Source organism: Deinococcus marmoris (assembly GCF_001949125.1).
GTDB lineage: Bacteria > Deinococcota > Deinococci > Deinococcales > Deinococcaceae > Deinococcus > Deinococcus marmoris_A.
In genome coordinates, this window is the sequence record NZ_MSTI01000066.1 from 95692 (window position 1) to 114131 (window position 18440).

Here is an 18440-nt window from a genome sequence, read left to right on the forward strand (position 1 = left end):
GATATGGATAAGATAATAGATAAAATAGCCGCTCTCGGAATACCCGGATTAATTTTGCTGGTAATGATAAGTATTAGTGGATTTGCCGGAGCCGCCGCCATCACAAGCTCACTTGCCATCTTGGGTGGACCGTTTGGAATGCTTGGCGGAATTGCAGTTCTGGGCATAATCGGCTTAATATCCAGATCAATTACGAAGTATGGTTTTGAAAATCTGCTTATGGCTACAGCTATGCGATTAATTGAGAAGGGACACACCAGAGAAGAAGTTATTGAGGCAATTAATAGACTTCTGATTAGTCGTGACCTTAAAAACCGAATTATTAAAATCATAGAAGATGCTTTCAGAAAACTTACAAATGGAGACAAAGATGCAGAACCTCAATCAACTTAACATCAGTGGCAAGCGTGTGCTGGTGCGCGTGGATTACAACGTGCCGATCAAGGACGGCGTGGTGCAGGACGATACCCGCGTCACCGCCAGCCTCCCCACCATCAAAAAGCTGCTGGAGATGGGCGCGGCCTCGGTGGTGCTGATGAGCCACTTCGGACGCCCAAAGAACGGGCCGGAGGCGAAATACAGCCTGAAACCCGTGGCAGACGTGCTGTCTAAAACACTTGGTCAGGACGTGACCTTTATCGACAGCCTGCCCTCCAGCGACGAGACGCTGGTGGCGGTGCGGAACCTGAAGGCGGGCGCGGTGGCGCTGCTTGAAAACGTGCGTTTCGAGGCGGGCGAGGAGAAGAACGACGCGGGCCTGAACGCCAAGCTGGCGCGGCTGGGCGACGCCTTCGTGCTGGACGCCTTCGGCAGCGCGCACCGGGCGCACTCGTCGGTCAGCGGTGTGGCGGGCGAGTTGCCGCACGCGGCGGGGCTGCTGCTTCAGCGCGAGGTGGACGCACTGGGCAAACTGCTGCACGATCCGGCGCGGCCCTACGTGGTCATCATCGGCGGGGCCAAGGTCAGCGACAAGATCAAGGTCATCGAGAACCTGCTGCCGAAAGTGGACCGCATGCTGATCGGCGGCGGCATGGCCTACACCTTCATCAAGTCGCGCGGCGGCAAGATTGGCGAGAGCATTCACGAGGATGACCAGTTGGAGTTGGCAAAACGGTTGCTGGCCGAGTACGGCGACAAGCTAATGCTGCCCAGCGACGTGATCGCCGCCGACGCCTTCGATGCCAACGCCAACACCAAAGTCGTGCCGAGCGGTGAAATTCCCGATGGCTGGCAGGGACTGGACGCCGGGCCGGACACGGTTAAAGCGTATAAAGAGGCATTGCAGGGCGCGAAAACCGTGTTCTGGAACGGGCCGCTGGGCGTCTTCGAGTTCGAGGCGTTCGCGGGCGGCACCAACGCAATTGCCGCCACCGTGGGCAACCTGGCGGGCGCATACACTGTCATCGGCGGCGGCGACAGCGTCAGCGCCATCAACAAAAGTGGGCAGGCCGACAAGGTCTCGCACATCAGCACTGGCGGCGGCGCAAGCCTGGAATTGCTGGAGGGGCAGGCGCTGCCCGGCGTGGAGGCGATGGCGTAAGTGGCCCCCGTCACCTGCTTCCTGACCTACGAGGTCAAGCCTGAGCGGCTGGCCGAGTTCGAGGCGTATGGACGCAAGTGGATCACGCTGATCAACGCCTTCGGCGGCCAGCATCACGGCTACTTCCTGCCCTCCGAGGGAGCATCGGACCTGGCCTACGCGCTATTTACCTTTCCCAGTCTGGCGGACTATGAACGCTACCGGGAGCAGTCGATGGCAGACCCGGTGTGCCAGGACCTGTTCCGGGAAGTGCCAACGCTGATCCACCGCAATGACCGAACATTCTTAAGACCCGTCCCGAACGGGCTGGAGACATGATGACTCAGAATCTGCTTGCCCTGAACTGGAAGATGAACAAGACCCCCGCCGAGGCCCGCGCCTGGGCCGAGGAACTGCGCGAGAAGCTGACGGCCAACGACACCGAACTGGCGGTCATGGCCCCGGCGGTGGCGCTGGCGTCGCTGGCCGCACACCTGCCCCCCGGCGTGGCGCTGGGCGCGCAGGACGTGTCGGCGCATGAATCCGGCGCATACACGGGCGAAACCAGCGCCGCCATGCTGGTGGATGTGGGCGCGAAATACGCCGTGGTGGGCCACAGCGAACGCCGCGAGTACCACCACGAAACGGATGCGGATGTGGCGGCCAAGGCCAAACAGGCGCAGGCCAACGGCCTGATTCCCATCGTCTGCGTGGGCGAGGGCCTGAACGTGCGTGAGCAGGGCGAGCAGGTGGCCTACACGCTGGGGCAGTTGGAAGGCAGTCTGGTGGGCGTCGGGCCGGAAGTGGTCATCGCCTACGAACCCGTCTGGGCCATCGGCACGGGCAAGACCGCCACCGCCGACGACGCCGAGGAACTGGCCGCCGCCATCCGCGACGCGCTGATCGAGCGCTACGGCTCCGACGCCGACGGCATCCGCATCCTGTACGGCGGCAGCGTCAAGCCGGACAACATCGCCACCCTCTGCGCCAAGCCCAACGTGAACGGTGCGCTGGTGGGCGGCGCGAGCCTCAAGGTGCCGGACGTGATCGGCATGAACGACGCCCTGAAGTAAAGCGCACAACGTAGAACTCCCCCATCCCAGATTCGGGTGGGGGAGTTCTGCTGTCTGGGCCGTTGTATGCCACGCGGGTGGAAACCTGGGTCAGCCATTTCCGAGAACGGCCCCTGCCACGTTCCTGTGGCGATCTCACGGTCAGTACCTCGCTGTGGGGAACTGACCCGCCTGGGCATCCCAGCACAGGAGTTGAGGCCAGACTCAAGCGACGCGACAGGACGGGTTACAGCGCCGCGATCACCGCGTCGGTGAACTCCTTCGTCCCTGCCGTGCCGCCCAGATCGCGGGTGCGCGGGCCTTCGGTCAGCACCTTGTTCACGGCGTTGTCGATGCGCTTGGCCGTCTCGTGATCGCCCAGTTCGTCCAGCATCAGCACGGCGGCCAGCATGGTGGCGGTGGGGTTGCTGATGCCCTGCCCGGCGATATCCGGGGCGCTGCCGTGGACCGACTCGAAGATGCCGAACTTGTCGCCCACGTTGCCGCTGGCCGCGATGCCCAGCCCGCCCACCAGCCCGGCGGCCAGATCGCTGAGAATATCACCGAACATGTTGGTCATTACCATCACGTCGAACTGGCGTGGGTTGCGGACCAGTTGCATGGCGGCGTTGTCCACGATCATGGTGCTGACACTCAGGCCCTCCACTGTCTTGCAGTGGTCCAGAATGGTGTTCAGAAACAGGCCCTGCGTCACGGGCAACACGTTGGCCTTATGCACCACGGTCAGGCGTTTGTCGCGTTTCATGGCCAGTTCGGCGGCGTATTTGCCGATCCGCAGGCTGGCCTCGCCCGTGATCACGGTGTCGGCAATGGCGGTGTCGCCGTAGCGCCGCTCCTGTTCCACGTACAGGCCCTGGGTGTTCTCGCGCACGATGACCAGATCGACGTTCTCGTATGCGCCGGGAACGGGCCGGGTCTTGGTGGGGCGCACGTTGGCGTACAAACCGTACTTCTGGCGCAGGTGACGAATCGCGCCGGAGAAGCCGGGGGGTTTCTCGCCCGTAGGGCTGGTGGCCGCGCCGAACAGCGTGGCGTGGGTGTTTTCCACCGCGTCGTAGGTGGCCTGCGGAACGCTGGTGCCGTGGTCCAGGTAGTACTCGTACCCGGCCTCGGCGTCCACGTACTCGGCGTCAAAGCCAGCGGCCTCCAGCATGCGGCGGGTGGCGGGGATGACTTCGTGCCCGATGCCGTCGCCCTCGATAGAACAGATGCGGTATTTCGCCATAATCGACAGTCTAGTTCACCAGCGGCGGGGTTCGCAGGCGTTACCGGGTGTGTGACGAAAACAGGAAGCCACTTTTTTCGGCCCCTATTTTTCAGCCTCCACAATCTGCCCCGCCAGCTCACGCGCCAGCAGTGGGCCCAGCAAAAAGCCCTTGCTGCTCAGGCCCGACAGGTGCCACACGCCGCGTTCGTCCTGCCCCGTCTTCAAACCCGAAAGGCGCGAACCTGTCCAGCGCCCGGTCACGTTCACCCCGCTCAGGTCCGCCAGCGCCTCGCCCTTGCCCAGCAGCCAGCCCAGCGAGGCCAGTGGCAGCGTCGGGGCCTGCCATCCCTGCGCCGGAGTCTCGTAAGTCGCGCCCAGCACGCCGCCCTGCGCAGATGGAGCCAGATACGCGCCGAAACTCAGGGGCACGTCTGCCGCCGCCCGGTCCAGCGTGAGCAGCGTGCCCATGCGCTGCGTCCGGTCCTCGCCCGCCCAGCCCGAGCCGATGGAGCCGCCACAGTGGATGATCTGGGGTGTGGGGTGTGGGCTGTGGGCTGTGGGAAGGGAAGCCGTCAAGTTCTGGCCCTCTCCATCCACCATCAACCATTGCCCACCCACCTGCTCCGCCCGCCCCCGGATCACCGCTGCGCCCGAAACCTCCAGCAAAGCCCGCGTGAAGGCCGCGCCGTCCACCCAGCCGCCCTCCGGCAGCCACAGGGCGTGTGCCCAGGCGGGGGGCAGCGGCACGGGCAATTCATCCCGGCTCAGCCAGCGGTGCGGCAATTCGGGCGGGAGGTTGCGCTCGAAGCGGGCGCGGGCTTTATCGTCGGGAACAGGCCGCAACATCCCCGTTTGACCGTGCGGGACATGAAAACCTGCCGCCTCCAACTCGCGGAGCAGCTCCCAGGTCAGCCGCATTCCCTCCAGCGCCCGCGCGTCCACGCCGCCCGACTGCCCGCGCACCGGGTTGATCAGGGCAGACGGCACCGAACTGGCCGCGTGGAGTCCCGCATCGATGACCGTGACCTGTGCGCCCAGTCTGGAGAGGAAATAGGCGACAGACGCTCCAGCGATGCCGCCGCCGATCACCAGAGTCCGGGTCACCGCACGGCCCGCAGGCATTCGCGTTTGCCCGGCGCTCCGGGTCTGCGTTCCACACTCAGGCCCGCCGCTGCCAGGGCGCGGCGCACATGCCCGGCGGCGCTGTAGGTGGCCAGCACGCCGCCCGGCGCGAGGGTTCCGGCCAGCCGCGAGATGAAGTCCGGCGTCCAGACCTCCGGGTTACGCGTGGGCGAGAAGCCGTCCAGATACAGCGCGGTGGCCCAGTCCTGCGGCAGATCGGCACTGAGGACATCCGCGAAGTGAACGGTCAGGCGCACGTCTTCGGTCTGGGTCTCGAACGGGGCGTGCGGCCAGCGGTCCAGAACCTCCTGCCACGCCGGATGCTTTGCGCCTACCTCACCCTCTGAAACTGCGCGCAGCAGTTCGGCGGGGGCCGGATCAAATTCGTAGGCCACGTAGTCCAGCCTCACGCCGCGTGCCACCGCATCTGCCAGAGTGGCGCGGAAGTTGACGCCCAGGCCAAAGCCGATTTCCAGCACCCGTGGGGCCGGATGCACGTCGGTGCGCGTGCCCTCCACGAAGACATGCCGCGCCTGCGTGTGTGCGCCGTGCCGCGAACCGTATGCCTCGCCGAAACGCAGGTTGTGGGCCGTGCGTGAGCCGTCGGGCGTCTCGATGATCTGGTGCGGCGGATCGGCGGGCGGCGTGGTGGCTGGCGGCAGGGACATCAGCCCTGAGGATAGTGCAGACCTGCCGACCTGTTACACGGAGTCCGTGTCAGTCGGAATTCTGGTGACTGGCATGAGTCCTGAACAACGATTACGCCAATCCCAGCAGCTTCCGCACGGCGAAGCGCACGCGGCCCAGGTTGGCCACTTCATCGAAAGCAGTCAGCAGCACCTGATCGCCGTGGGGGGTCAGCAACACTGGACCGTCATCCACGTCCAGCACAATTTCCTGCCACGACTCGGCGGCCATCTGGCTTTGCAGGCTGCCTATTACGGCGCGGCCCGCCGCGACCAGACCCAGTTCGCTGCTCATCTGGGCCTCGGACATTCCGGCGCTGGCGACCACCTCGCCTGTCGGGCTGACCAGCACGGTATGCCGCACGCCGCGCACTTCCAGCAGTGTGGCGATCACGAGCGGTCCACGCGCGGCAGGCTATCGACTTCCTGCGCCAGCTTGGCCAGGGCCTGCTGGGCGGCGCGGGTGTCGCTGCTGCGGGCCAGCGCCGCGCCCATCATGAAGTCGCCCACGGCCAGCGCCACCACTTCGATGCGGTCACTGGTGAAGGCCAGACGGGTGACCTCGCCTGCGCCGAGGCGGCGGCCCATGCGGTCGAGGCTGGTCCTGAGCGAGGCCAGCTCGGCAGCCAGCACCTCGCCGCCGTCACCGTTGGATTCGATGGGCAGGCCGTCGGGGCCGACCAGGGCGGTGGCGATCACACCGGGAATGTTGTTCAGAACATCGATCTTCATGCTTGGTTCCTCGGTGGGTTCGCCACGAATCCGGCCTCTCGGACAACCTGAACCGACAGGGTCAGGACACTCACAGCGTCTGCTCCAGCTTGCGGGCGGCCTCGCGGCCATACAGGCGGGCCTGACCCAGATTGCTGCGGGCGTCCAGGGCCAGCAGCAGAAAGTATTCGGCGCGGATGGGTTGCAGGTACACGCTCAGGCGTTCGCCGCGCAGGTACAGTTCGCGGGGCTGCCCGGCGTTCAGGGTCTGGGTGTAGGCGGTGCCTGCGGCCACGAGCAGCCCGGCGTGTTCGGCGATCAGCAAATTGAGGTCCGTATCGGTGATGGAGTGGCCCTCGATCAGCAGGCCGTCCAGCCCGCCAATAGCCGCCGCCCACGCGCCGTCCACGTCTTTGACCAGTTGGGTGAGGTGAGCAAGCATTCTGGGATCATGATACAGACGCTCCCTTTCAAATCACGCACAAATTCCATGCCAGCAGTGGGCGAAGCCGAAGAGAGGGAAGCAACACCGTGCATCACGCACGGAACGTGGATTCAGAGGCCGCAAAAATCCGTTCCGGCTCAGCCCTTTATCAACCTGTCACCCAGCGCCGCCGCCTCGGCCTCCGAGAAACCGTAGGCAGCCAGATACGGCCCGACACCGCCCCAGGTTGAGTCCAGATGCGCCAGGGGCCGCAGAATGTCGTCTGAGATGGTGGGCATGAACGGGGCATCCCGCTTCTGCTGCTCAAGAGTCCGATGTAAACGGCCTCTGCCATAGAAGTCAACCAGCTCTGGTCCGGTGGCGACGTAGTCGGCAGCAATCCCATCGCGGCTGCGCCCAGCCAGTTCCAGGCACAACGCGGCAATCAATCCAGTGCGGTCCTTTCCCGCATGGCAGTGGATCAGGACCGGGCCGGGCGGCGCGTCCAGAATCGCGCCCAGGATGTTGACAATGTTATTTGCACCATGATCCAGCAGGGCTATGGAGTTCAGGGCATTGATGCCTGCCAGATGGGCTTCGTTCAGTTCGCGAACACGGTGAGGCAGGAGCGAAAGATTCAGATATTCCGCCTGACCCAGAAACGGCGGCGCGTCGATCTTCCGTTCAGCGCGCGTCCGCAGATCGAGAATGCGGCCCAGCTTCAGGGCCAGCAGTTCACCTCTCCCCTCCCCGCTCAGGAAGCTGAGGTTGCCGCTGCGGTACAGGCCGGGCAGCGGGCGGCGGAAGTTGAGCGCACCGTCGGGAGGGATTGGCATGATGCACAGAATGCCCACCGATCAACCCGCCCTGAAGCGAGGCGAATCACCGTCTTTGCCGACATTTTCGGGTACAATGGGTCTATTGAGGGAACCCCTTCGGCGGAACGAGATTCATTACGTCAAAAACATAATGTGCTAGAATCGTTTCACTCCTGGCAGCCGCGCCAGGCCTCCATCACCCCCACATTGCCGGGCGGTTTCAACCCGCCCCGACTGGAGCCACATGACTGGAATTCATCCCGTTGACATCACCAGCGAAGTCAAGACCAACTTTATTACCTACGCCATGAATGTGATCGTGGACCGCGCGCTGCCCGACGTGCGCGATGGTCTCAAGCCCGTACAGCGCCGGATCATGTACGCCATGATGCTGGAGGGCCTGTATAGCAACCAGAAACACGCCAAGTCCGCGTCCGTGGTGGGCGAGGTCATGAAGAAGTACCACCCTCACGGCGACTCTTCCATCTACGACGCGATGGTGCGCCTGGGCCAGTGGTGGAACATCCGCTACCCGCTGGTGCATCCGCAGGGCAACTTCGGCAGCATCGACGGCGATCCCCCCGCCGCCATGCGTTACACCGAAGCCCGCATGACCAAGGTGGCCGAGGAAGTGCTGGCGGATTTAGAGAAAGAAACCGTCGACATGAAGCCCAACTACGACGACACCACCGTTCAGCCCTCGGTGCTGCCCTCGGCGGTGCCGAACCTGCTGATCAACGGCGCGACGGGGATTGCCGTGGGCATGGCGACCAACATCCCACCGCATAACCTGACCGAGATCTGCAACGGCCTGCTGGCGATGGTGGACAAACCAGAAATCAATCTGGATGAGATGATGGAACACGTCCAGGGGCCGGATTTCCCCACCGGGGGCCGCATCAGCAAGATGGGCATCCGCGAGGCCTACGCCACCGGGCACTCCGGCCTGAAGGTACGCGGCAAGGCCCGCATCGAGGAAAAGAACGGGCGCAACCAGATCATCATTTCCGAGATTCCGTATCAGGTGAACAAGACCAACCTGATTCAGACCATCTCGGCGATGTACAAGGCCGGGAAAATCCCCGATATCTCGGCCCTGCGCGACGAATCGGACCGCAAGGATCCGGTACGGATCGTCATTGAACTCAAGCGCGGCGCGATTCCCACCCTGGTGCTGAATCAGCTCTACAAGTACACGCAGCTCCAGGGGACCTTTACCGTCATCAACCTGAGCATCGTGAACGGTGAGCCGCGCGTGCTGCCCCTCGTGGACACCATGCGCTACTTCCTGGACCACCGCCAGGACGTGGTGACCCGCCGCACCGCCTACGAACTCAAGAAGGCCGAGGAACGCGCCCATGTGCTGGAAGGGTTGCTGAAAGCGCTGGACGACATCGATGAGGTGATCGCCCGCATCCGCGCCAGCAACACCAGCGCCGAGGCGAGAGACGCCCTGATGCAGCGCTTCACCCTGTCCGAGATTCAGGCGCAGGCGATTCTGGACATGCGCCTGCAACGGCTGGTGGGTCTGGAACGCGAGAAGATTCAGGCCGAGCATGACGAGCTGAGCGTGATCATTGCCCGCCTGCGCTCGATCCTGGGCGACGAGAAGCTGCTGTGGCGCGAGATCAAGAAGGAGATCCGCGACATCCGGGACCGTTACGGCGACGAGCGGCGCAGCACCATTTCCATTCTGGAAGACGACATTTCCAAGGAAGACCTGATCGCCGTGGAAGACATGGTGATCACCATGACCAAGGCCGGATACCTGAAGCGCACCAATCTGGCCGCCTACCGCGAGCAGAAGCGCGGCGGGCGCGGCGCATCGGGGGGCAAGCTGCGCGACGAGGACATCAACACCCGCGTCTTCGTGGGCAGCACGCACGACTTCCTGCTGTTCTTCACCGATCAGGGCCGCGTCTTCCACGAGAAGATCTACGACCTGCCGGAAGCGGGCCGCGACGCCAAGGGCACGCACATGCGCAACCTGCTGCCCAGCCTGCGCGACACCGAGAACATCGCCAGCGTCCTGAGCGTGGGCAGCTTCGAGGAAGAGGGCTGCTTCATCTTCGCCACCCGCAAGGGCGTGGTCAAGAAGACCATGATCACCGACTACGGCAACATCACCTCGGCTGGCCTGATCGCCATCAACCTTGTGAACGGCGACGAGCTGATCGGGGTGGGCATCGTGCAGGACGACGATCATGTGGTGCTGGCGACCCGCAACGGCAAGGCCATGCGCTTCCAGAGCGGCGAGGTGCGCGATACCGGACGCGCCACCCAGGGCGTCATCGGCATCCGCCTGCGTGAGGGCGAGGACGACGCCGTGGTGAGCATGGCCCTGGTCCCCGGCGGCGACGACACCAGCGAACTCCTGTCTGTCAGCGAGTTGGGGCTGGGCAAGCGCACCCCGGTGGGCGACTACCCGGCCAAGGGGCGCGGCGGCATGGGCGTCATCACGCTGGACGTGACCGACAAGACGGGCAAGCTGGTCACACTGGCCCGCGTGGCCGGCGACGAGGAACTGATGGTCCTCACCGAGAAGGGCACGGTCATCCGCACCCGCGTGGAAGAAGTGCGCGTGACCGGGCGCAATGCCCAGGGCGTCAAGGTCATCAATATCGGTGACAAGGACAGCGTGATCAGCGCCTTCCCGATCCGCCGTGAGGACGAGGTTTGAGCCTGAGCGACTGAGCTTCGAGCATTAACCCACAATTTACAGAGAGGCGGTAGAAAGGGCGTCCGGGGCAACTGGCTTCGGGCGCTGTTCTCGCTCTGATGGCCTGCTCAATTGCGATTCTGAAGTTTGCTCCAGCGCCCGGCACAAGCTGGAAAAAGACCAGATTGAACCTTGACACTCTCTGGACACGTATCACAGATGAAGTCGAGGTGAGAGTGAAACCAGAGACACGAGGCGAGATTTTGCAGTCCAGATCAGTGATTCCGTTCATCAGCTCACCGTCAGACTTTGTCAGCTAAACGGTGTTTAAAGAAACAAAAGTGTTTACAAAATTGTAGAGATAGGTTACACTGTAAGCACGTCGGGAATGGCCCCGACCTCCCTATCCCCTACCCAAAACGCCCAGGAGGCGACCACAATGACCCAGACCCAACACAGCACCGCCCGCACCTTCGTCGATACCGTGACCTACCGCCCCGGAGCTGTCATCCTCTACCCCGGCAAGAGCGACATGCTGTACCGCGTTTCCAGCGGTCTGGTGCGCGTGCATACCATGGACGACGACGGCAACGGCCTGACCCTGCGTTATGTCAAGCCCGGCGAGTACTTTGGCGAGGAAGCCCTGGCCGGAGTGAACCGCGCCTACTTTGCCGAAGCCGTGACCGACAGCAGCATCGACGTGATCAACCCCGCCCTGATGAGCGCCGAGGACAATCTGGTGGTGACCACCCATCTGGTCAAGACCCTGGAACGCGCTTACGAGAGCATCTACCGGCTGGTGGGCAAGCGCCTGCGCGCCCGCATTGCTGGCGAGCTGCTGGAGCTGAAGGACACGGCCCTGGCCACCCAGACCGAGAACGGCGACACCATGATCTACGCCACGCACGACGAACTGGCCGCCGCCGTGGGCAGCGTGCGCGAGACCGTCACCAAGGTGGTGGGCGAGCTGAGCCGCGAAGGCGTGATCAGCGCGGGCTACGGCAAGATCACCCTCAAGAACGAGAAGGCACTGGCGACCATCGCCGCTGCGTAAGCCCTCTTAAAACCTGCGCCACCTCGGAACTAATCCGGGGCGGCGTTTTTCTGTTCTTTGCGTCCAGAGTTTTGGCGGTGATCCCCTCACCATCGCCGCCTTCGACACCTGTCTCCGCAAGCGGCTGTACCAGTCATCCTCAAGGGGAGAGGAAAAAAAGACTCACGCCATCGGCAATTCAACCATGCCTGTACCGCCGTCTTCGCCCCGGCCTTCCATACGGGCCGTCACAGCCAATCCTGTCGGCGTTTGCGCCAGCCCGCCCTCCGCCGTTTCGCGCAGTTCGGCGGGCATCATGCGGCCCACGGCAGCCATAGCACCCAGCACCTCGTCGGGGGGGATGAAGGATTCCAGTTGCGCCAGCGCCAGTTGCGCCGCGCTGACGGCGTGAACGGCGAAGAAGGCGTTGCGGCTGACGCACGGGACTTCCACGTAACCTCCCACCGGATCGCAGACCAGACCGATGGTGTTCATCAGGGCCATGCTGGCGGCCTGAATGGCGGCGCGGGGCGTGCCTCCCAGCAGTTCCACGACGGCGGCGGCAGCCATCGCGGCGCTGGAGCCGATCTCGGCCTGGCAGCCACCCGCCGCGCCGGAGATGAACATGCGCTTGCTGATGGCCTTGCCCACGCCAGCGGCCAGAATCATCGGGTCCACCAGTCTGTCGTCGGGGATGCCCAAGTGATCGGCCACGCCCAGTAGCGCGCCGGGAATGGTCCCCGCGCTGCCCGCCGTGGGCGCGGCGACAATGCGGCCCATGCGGGCGTTTTCCTCGTTGACGGCCATCGCGTAGGCCTGCACGCGGCGGATCAGCGGGGCGTTCAGGGCATCGGGGGAATCCCACAGACCCTTGGCGTTCCAGCCCACCATACCGGTGATACTTTTCGCGCTGCTGTTCAGGCCGCGCTCAATGCTGTCGCGCATCTCGCGGATGCGGCGGGCCATCTCGTCGCGGATGTCTTGGGGGTCCAGCCCGGTTTCCTGGCAGTCGCGCTCCAGCACCCAGGCCGAGGCAGGGGCGGGGGCGTTCATCAAGGCTTCAAGGGTAGTCATGATCAAGTCCTCCAGATAGGGCGAGAAACAGCGGGATAGAGACCCATGCTAACGCGCCTGTCTGAGTCCTCTAGACGTGTGGACCGGAATAGCGTCCATACAGGCCGGACGCTTGGCTTTACCCGGCCACTTCTAGCAGCTCGCCGCCCACCACCAGCTCCCGCAAGCGCAGCAGATCGGGGCGGTAATAGCGGTCTTCTTCCATAGAAGGCACTACCTCGCGGATACGTTCGTAAGCGGCCTGCACGCCCACGCCTGCGCGGAGCTGCTGGAAATCCAGCGCCTGAGCGGCGCACAGCAGTTCAATGCTGACGATGGTCTGGACATGCCCCAGAATCTGACGCAACTGGCGTGCGCCGTGCGCGCCCATGCTGACGTGATCCTCCTGATTGGCGCTGGTGGGGATGCTGTCCACGCTGGCGGGGTGGGCCAGCACCTTGTTCTCGCTGACCAGGGCTGCCGCCGTGTACTGCGCGATCATCAGGCCGCTGTTGAGGCCCCCGTGCGCCGCCAGGAAGCCCGGCAGACCGCTGAGGGCCGGGTTGAGAAGCTGCTCGCAGCGGCGTTCGCTGATGCTGCCCAACTCGGCCACGGCCACCTTGAGGGCGTCGGCGGTGACGGCCAGCGGCTGCCCGTGGAAATTGCCGCCGGACACCACTTCACCCGTTTCTGGGAAGACCAGCGGATTGTCGGTCACGGAGGCGAATTCGGTGTCCAGCACGCGGGCGGCCTGGGCCAGCGCATCATGGGTTGCGCCGTGGACCTGGGGCACGGCCCGCAACGAGTACGGGTCCTGCACCTTGCCGCATTCGGCGTGACTGGGGGCAATTTCGGAATCGCGCAGGAGGTAGCGCAACTCGGCAGCCACGGCCACCGCGCCGGGATGCGGGCGCAGGCCCACCAAGTCGGCGCGGAAGGGCTGGTGCGAGCCGTAGAGGGCTTCCACCGTCATCGCCGCCGCAAGGTTGGCCGTGCCCAGCAGCGTGCGGGCGTCCGTGAGGGCCAGACCCAGCAGGCTGCCCATCAGTTGCGTGCCGTTGATCAGCGCGAGTCCTTCCTTGGCCTGCAAGATCAGCGGCGCGAAGTTCAGCTCGTTCAGGACGTCGGTAGCGGGGCGGACCTCTCCTCCGTATTCAATCTCGCCCAGGCCGATCAGGGCCAGCGCCAGATGCGCCAGCGGAGCCAGATCGCCCGACGCACCCACGCTGCCCTGTGCGGGAACCACCGGATGCGCCCCGGCGTTCAGCAGGGCCAGCAACAGTTCCACGACTTCCGGGCGCACACCCGAATGGCCCTGACACAGTGAAACAGCCCGCAACAACAGCATGCCGCGCACCACCTCGGCAGGCAGAGGATCACCCACACCGATGGCGTGGGAGACGATCAGGTTGTATTGAAGCTTCTGAAGGTCATCGTTGCCCACGCGCACGCTGGCGAATTTGCCGAAGCCGGTGTTGATGCCGTACACCGCCGCGCCACCTTCCACGATGCGCTCAATGACGGCGCGTGCCCTGAGAATGCGTTCCCTGGCCGCGTCCGACAGCTCCAACTTCTCGCCGCCGCGCACCACGCGGATAAAGTCTTCCAGCGATAAACTTCGGTCAAGAATCATAGTTTTATCCCTCCCACAAATACATCGCGCACCGGGTTCGCGCCCAGCGTATATGGCAGCTCGCGCCAGTCGGGGCCGTGTAGGGCAAGGAAATCGGCCCGCATTCCCACACTCAGGCTGCCTCGGTCAGACAGGCCCAGCGCGGCGGCGGCATTGACGGTGCAGGCGGTCAATGCCTCGGCGGGGGTCAGGCCGTTCAGGCGGACCGATAACGCCAGCGCCATCTGCACGCTGAACAGCGGAGAACTGCCCGGATTGAGGTCCGTTCCCACCGCCACCACTGCACCCGCGTCGATCAGCGCGCGGCCCGGCGCGGCGGGGAGGCCCAGATGCAGGGTCACACCGGGCAGAATGGTTGCCACCGTATTGGACGCAGCCAGCGCCGCAATCTGCGCCGGGCCGCTGGCCTCCAGATGATCCACGCTCAATGCCCCCATCTGGCAGGCCAACTCCGTACCGCCGATGGCGTGAAATTGATCGGCATGGAGCTTGATCTTCAGGCCGTGGGCCTGCGCCACCTCAAAGATCTGCCGGGTCTCCTCCACCGAGAACGCCTCGGCCTCGCAGAACACGTCCACGGCAGTGGCGAGGGATTCGGTGGCGACTTCGGGAATCAGCGTTTCGCAGACGCCGCGCACATAGTCCTCGCGGTTCTCGGTGGGCGGAACGTGGATCAGCAGCGTGGGTGAGAGTTCAAATTCATGGCCCAACACCTGAACAGCCCGCAGCATCCGCAACTCGGCGTCAAAATCCATGCCGTAGCCGCTCTTAACCTCAATTGTCGTCGCACCGGATTGCCGCAGGGCTGCCAAGCGCGGACGGGCCAGCGTGACGAGTTGTTCTACCGTTGCCGCCGCCGTCGCCGCAATACTGGAGCGGATGCCGCCGCCCGCTGCCAGGATGGTTTCGTAAGGAACCCCGGCCACCCGCGCCTCAAAATCCGCCAGACGGTTTCCGGCCCAGACGGCGTGGGTGTGGGGGTCCACCAGGCCGGGAACGACGGCGACGCCGCCCAGATCGTGTGTCTCTGGGGTAGGGGGAGCCTGTTTTTCAGCTCCAACCCAGGCAATTAGACCGTCACGGACGAGCAGGGCGGCGTTTTCAATCACCGTCAACTCGCGCATGGCCGCGCCGCGCTGGGAGCCGGGGGCGGGGGTGACGAGATGGGAAATGCCGGAAAACAACGTCTCAGTCATGGAAAACCTCGCACAGCGTTTCCAGGATCAACCGGGCGACAATCAATTCACTGCGGCCTGTCGGGTCAAGGTTGGGAGCCAGTTCCACCACGTCCAGAGCGACAATCTGATGTCGGCGGGCCAGGGCCGCGATCAGACGTAGGGCCAGCGCATACGAGAAGCCGTCCGGCTCCGGGCTGCTGGTGCCGGGCAGCACGGCGGGGTCAAAGGCGTCCACATCCACGCTCAGGTAAACGGGGCGGTCTGGGGGTAGTGCCTCCACGATCCCCGAAAACCTAGCCTCTACCTCTTCCATCGGCACCAGCGTATGCCCGCGCGCCCGCGCCGCCGCCACCGCCTCCGGGTCATGGCGCAGGCCACGCAGACCGATGGTGGTGATGTGGACGAGATTGGGCAGTTCCTCGGCGGCGCGGCGAAAGGGGCTGGAATTGCTGTAGCGCGTGTCGTTGCGCGTGTCGGTGAAATCCAGATGCGCGTCCAGTTGGATGATGTGCAATTCGGGCTGATCGTCAAAAGCCCTCAGCAATGGATACGACACGCTGTGATCGCCGCCCAGAAAGACGGGAAAGCGGCAACGCGCCTTGACCAGCCTCGCCGCTGCGGTGATGCGTTCCCGCGCCAGCTCCGGCTCCAGCGAGGGCAGCACCACATCCCCGGCATCCACGAAGGAAACGTTTTGCAAACGGGTCACGCCGTCCAGCCCGGTAAAGGGCGGCACGTAGCGCAGGGACGCCTCCCGCAAGGCACGCGGCGCGAAGCGTGCGCCGGGGCGAAAGCCTAAAGCGATATCGTAGGGAATGCCCAGCACGGCCACGTCCGCAGTCCAGTCGCCGTCCGGCTGCTGAAACGGGGCGCGGGCGAAGGTGGGGATTCCGGCGTAGGGAAGGTGGGTAGGCTGGCTCATCGGCAGAACCTCTGGCGTTCAGTGGGTTCTTCTGGAAGTTTAAATTGTCCGGCTGGTCGCAGGGAAGGGATGTGCAGGCGGTAAACCGTCCAGACATCGGTCTCATTCCCCGCGCTGTCGGTGAAGTCTCGCACCGCGACGCACACCAGATTTGGGATCACGTCCAGCCGATCCATCCGGGGCAGTTGCCGGACACGGAGGCCGCCGTTGGTGTTCCAGAGTCTCAGGGTGTTGCTGCCCTGCCCGATCAGATACTGCCCGTCTATGGTCCAGAGAACGTCAACCACGTCGCTGTTCCTGAGGGGGATGATCTGACCAGAGGGCTTGACCAGATGAACTTCCACCGGATCGTGTTTGGGGTTGTTTGAGCTTTGCACGAAGCCCAGAGCAGTAAACCGTCTGTCCAGACTGGTCCGTTTGAAATGGAGTCGCCAGTCCATCCAGCCTCCATCCGGGTGGGCCTGGGCGGGCGGGGCGCTGACTTGAATGATCCGCCCATCTGGCAGGGGCACCGGAGTTATGGGAGGCGTGGGCGGCGTTTGCGCCTGGGCCAGCGCCGCAGCCCCGGCGATCAGAGCGCAGGCGGTGAGTCTTCCCAACGTTGACAGCGCCAATACGTTCATGGCTTGTTCCCAATGCCCAGGCTCGGCAGATCCAGCCCCCGTTCACGCGCCACGTCCTGCGCCAACCCATACCCCGCGTCGGCGTGGCGCAGGACGCCCATCGCGGGATCGTTGGTCAGGCAGCGGCTCAGGCGTTCGGCAGCTTCCGGGGTGCCGTCGGCCAGGGCCACCAGACCGGAGTGCTGGCTAAAGCCCATGCCCACGCCGCCGCCGTGGTGAAAGCTCATCCACGCCGCGCCAGAGGCAATGCCGATGCCGAAGTTCAGCAGCGGCCAGTCGCTCACGGCATCAGAGCCGTCCAGCATGGCTTCCGTCTCGCGGTACGGGCTGGCGACGCTGCCCGCATCCAGATGATCGCGCCCGATCACGATGGGAGCTTTCAAACGGCCATCGGCCACCATGTCATTGAACAGTTTCGCCGCCTTATCGCGTTCGCGGTAGCCCAGCCAGCAGATGCGGGCGGGCAGGCCCTGGAAGGCAATCTGATCGGCGGCGTAGCTCAGCCAGGATTGCAGGCGGGCGTCCTCGGGGAACAGGTCCAGCAGCGCCCTGTCGGTGGCGTAAATGTCCTCTGGATCACCGGACAGCGCCACCCAGCGAAATGGCCCGCGCCCCTCGCAGAAGGAATCACGGATAAAGGCGGGCACGAAGCCGGGGTAGTCGAAGGCATTTTCCACGCCCGCCTCTTTTGCGCGCTGGCGCAGGTTGTTGCCGTAATCAAAGGCCACCGCACCACGTTTCTGAAGTTCCAGAATGGCGCGGACGTGGGCGGCCATCGCGTCGTAGGCCCGCTTTCTGTAGACCTCCGGCTGATCCTTCCGCAACACAGCAGCGTCCTCATCCGGCGTGGTGACGGGCAGGTAGCCCCACATCGGGTCATGGGCGCTGGTCTGGTCTGTGATCAGATCCGGGGTCCAGTTCAGCTCCACCAGTTGCGGGATGATCTCGGCGGCGTTGCCCAGCAGGCCGATGGAGCGGGCCTCCCCCGCCGCCTTGTACCCCTCGGCGCGCTTGATGGCGTCCTCCAGATTGTCGGCCACCTCGTCCAGATAGCGGGTTTCCAGGCGCTTGGCAATTCGCGTGGGATCAACCTCCACGGTGATGCTCACGCCGCCCGCCAGCTTGACCGCCAGCGGCTGCGCGCCGCCCATGCCGCCCAGGCCCGCAGTGACGGTGATCGTTCCCTTCAGACTGCCGCCAAAGTGCTTGTCCGCCGCGCCCGCAAACGTCTCATACGTTCCCTGCAAGATGCCCTGCGTGCCGATGTAGATCCAGCTTCCGGCGGTCATCTGGCCGTACATCATCAGTCCGGCCTGATCCAGACGGTCAAATTCCTCCCAGGTGGCCCAGTTCGGCACCAGATTGGAATTGGCGAGGATCACGCGTGGGGCAAATTCGTGGGTTCGCAGCACGGCCACCGGTTTGCCGGACTGGATCAGCAACGTTTCGTCGTTTTCCAGGCGGTCCAGCGTTTCCACGATCTTGTGAAACGCCTCCCAGTTGCGCGCCGCCTTGCCGCGCCCACCGTAAACCACCAGTTCCTCGGGGTGTTCGGCCACCTCCGGGTCCAGGTTGTTCATCAACATTCGCTTGGCCGCTTCCTGAATCCAGCCCTTGGCGGTGCGCTGCGGTCCACGGGGAGCGCGAATGACGGGAGCATCAGGCTGGGTTGAGGTCATGGAACTATGGTTCGCCTTTAGGGCGCGGAAGTGGAGTGATTTTCCGGGTATGGCGGAAAGTGGCGCTAGGGTAGGTGCTATGGAGAGACATTCAAGAGAA

Annotated in this window: 19 protein-coding genes; 6 read left to right on the forward strand and 13 right to left on the reverse strand. The window is 64.2% G+C overall.

The window, feature by feature from the left end:
• The first annotated feature begins 3 nt into the window (after positions 1 to 3).
• Genes BOO71_RS09770 through tpiA form a run of 4 tightly spaced genes read left to right on the forward strand, consistent with a single transcriptional unit; the run spans position 4 to position 2592 of the window.
• Entirely contained in the window at positions 4 to 393 is a 390-nt protein-coding gene (locus BOO71_RS09770; protein WP_075831771.1) for a hypothetical protein, read from the forward strand.
• Positions 371 to 1540, forward strand: coding sequence for a phosphoglycerate kinase (locus BOO71_RS09775; protein ID WP_075831773.1), 1170 nt, complete (start codon positions 371 to 373; stop codon positions 1538 to 1540). The genes BOO71_RS09770 and BOO71_RS09775 overlap by 23 nt, the downstream gene beginning before the upstream one ends.
• The gene (locus BOO71_RS09780; protein ID WP_075831775.1) at positions 1541 to 1858 is read left to right on the forward strand and encodes an NIPSNAP family protein; all 318 of its coding nucleotides are present in this window, start codon (positions 1541 to 1543) and stop codon (positions 1856 to 1858) included.
• Complete coding sequence (gene tpiA, locus BOO71_RS09785) at positions 1858 to 2592, forward strand: triose-phosphate isomerase (RefSeq protein WP_075831777.1); 735 nt, start codon at positions 1858 to 1860, stop codon at positions 2590 to 2592. The genes BOO71_RS09780 and tpiA overlap by 1 nt, the downstream gene beginning before the upstream one ends.
• A gap of 226 nt (positions 2593 to 2818) precedes the next feature.
• Here the strand turns inward: tpiA and BOO71_RS09790 are convergent, their stop codons facing one another.
• The 7 genes from BOO71_RS09790 to BOO71_RS09820 form a co-directional block, all read right to left on the reverse strand.
• The gene (locus BOO71_RS09790; protein WP_075831779.1) at positions 2819 to 3817 is read right to left on the reverse strand and encodes an isocitrate/isopropylmalate dehydrogenase family protein; all 999 of its coding nucleotides are present in this window, start codon (positions 3815 to 3817) and stop codon (positions 2819 to 2821) included.
• 84 nt (positions 3818 to 3901) lie between these two features.
• Positions 3902 to 4921, reverse strand: a complete 1020-nt coding sequence (locus BOO71_RS09795; RefSeq protein WP_075831781.1) for an NAD(P)/FAD-dependent oxidoreductase — start codon at positions 4919 to 4921, stop codon at positions 3902 to 3904.
• Complete coding sequence (mnmD, locus tag BOO71_RS09800; RefSeq protein ID WP_075831783.1) at positions 4900 to 5589, reverse strand: tRNA (5-methylaminomethyl-2-thiouridine)(34)-methyltransferase MnmD; 690 nt, start codon at positions 5587 to 5589, stop codon at positions 4900 to 4902. Before mnmD ends, BOO71_RS09795 begins: the two co-directional genes overlap by 22 nt.
• Positions 5590 to 5680: 91 nt before the next feature.
• Positions 5681 to 6001 (reverse strand): roadblock/LC7 domain-containing protein, encoded by a 321-nt coding sequence (locus BOO71_RS09805; protein ID WP_075831785.1) that lies wholly within the window; start codon positions 5999 to 6001, stop codon positions 5681 to 5683.
• Positions 5998 to 6339 (reverse strand): roadblock/LC7 domain-containing protein, encoded by a 342-nt coding sequence (locus BOO71_RS09810; protein WP_075831787.1) that lies wholly within the window; start codon positions 6337 to 6339, stop codon positions 5998 to 6000. Before BOO71_RS09810 ends, BOO71_RS09805 begins: the two co-directional genes overlap by 4 nt.
• A 70-nt stretch (positions 6340 to 6409) precedes the next feature.
• Positions 6410 to 6760, reverse strand: coding sequence for a roadblock/LC7 domain-containing protein (locus BOO71_RS09815; protein WP_075831789.1), 351 nt, complete (start codon positions 6758 to 6760; stop codon positions 6410 to 6412).
• A 140-nt stretch (positions 6761 to 6900) separates the two neighbouring features.
• The gene (locus BOO71_RS09820; RefSeq protein WP_075831902.1) at positions 6901 to 7578 is read right to left on the reverse strand and encodes a tyrosine-protein phosphatase; all 678 of its coding nucleotides are present in this window, start codon (positions 7576 to 7578) and stop codon (positions 6901 to 6903) included.
• Positions 7579 to 7804: 226 nt separating this feature from the next.
• On the opposite strand from BOO71_RS09820, the gene gyrA reads away from it, so the two are divergent.
• Positions 7805 to 10240 (forward strand): DNA gyrase subunit A, encoded by a 2436-nt coding sequence (gyrA, locus tag BOO71_RS09825; protein ID WP_075831791.1) that lies wholly within the window; start codon positions 7805 to 7807, stop codon positions 10238 to 10240.
• A gap of 418 nt (positions 10241 to 10658) precedes the next feature.
• On the forward strand, positions 10659 to 11273 hold the full coding sequence (locus BOO71_RS09830) for a helix-turn-helix domain-containing protein (protein ID WP_029481757.1): 615 nt from the start codon (positions 10659 to 10661) through the stop codon (positions 11271 to 11273).
• A gap of 162 nt (positions 11274 to 11435) precedes the next feature.
• On the opposite strand, the gene sdaAA is transcribed toward BOO71_RS09830, so the two are convergent.
• From sdaAA to hutU, 6 genes are all read right to left on the reverse strand, one after another.
• Positions 11436 to 12326, reverse strand: coding sequence for an L-serine ammonia-lyase, iron-sulfur-dependent, subunit alpha (gene sdaAA, locus BOO71_RS09835; protein WP_075831793.1), 891 nt, complete (start codon positions 12324 to 12326; stop codon positions 11436 to 11438).
• Between the two features lie 118 nt (positions 12327 to 12444).
• Positions 12445 to 13938: a histidine ammonia-lyase gene (hutH, locus tag BOO71_RS09840; protein WP_075831795.1), complete on the reverse strand. Its 1494-nt coding sequence runs from the start codon at positions 13936 to 13938 to the stop codon at positions 12445 to 12447.
• The gene (gene hutI, locus BOO71_RS09845; RefSeq protein WP_075831797.1) at positions 13935 to 15134 is read right to left on the reverse strand and encodes an imidazolonepropionase; all 1200 of its coding nucleotides are present in this window, start codon (positions 15132 to 15134) and stop codon (positions 13935 to 13937) included. Before hutI ends, hutH begins: the two co-directional genes overlap by 4 nt.
• On the reverse strand, positions 15127 to 16038 hold the full coding sequence (locus BOO71_RS09850; RefSeq protein WP_075831799.1) for an arginase family protein: 912 nt from the start codon (positions 16036 to 16038) through the stop codon (positions 15127 to 15129). Before BOO71_RS09850 ends, hutI begins: the two co-directional genes overlap by 8 nt.
• A complete protein-coding gene (locus BOO71_RS09855; protein ID WP_175607421.1) occupies positions 16035 to 16661 on the reverse strand; it encodes a hypothetical protein in 627 nt (208 codons plus the stop codon). The genes BOO71_RS09850 and BOO71_RS09855 overlap by 4 nt, the downstream gene beginning before the upstream one ends.
• Positions 16658 to 18340, reverse strand: coding sequence for a urocanate hydratase (gene hutU / locus BOO71_RS09860; RefSeq protein ID WP_075831803.1), 1683 nt, complete (start codon positions 18338 to 18340; stop codon positions 16658 to 16660). Before hutU ends, BOO71_RS09855 begins: the two co-directional genes overlap by 4 nt.
• Positions 18341 to 18440 lie beyond the last annotated feature (100 nt).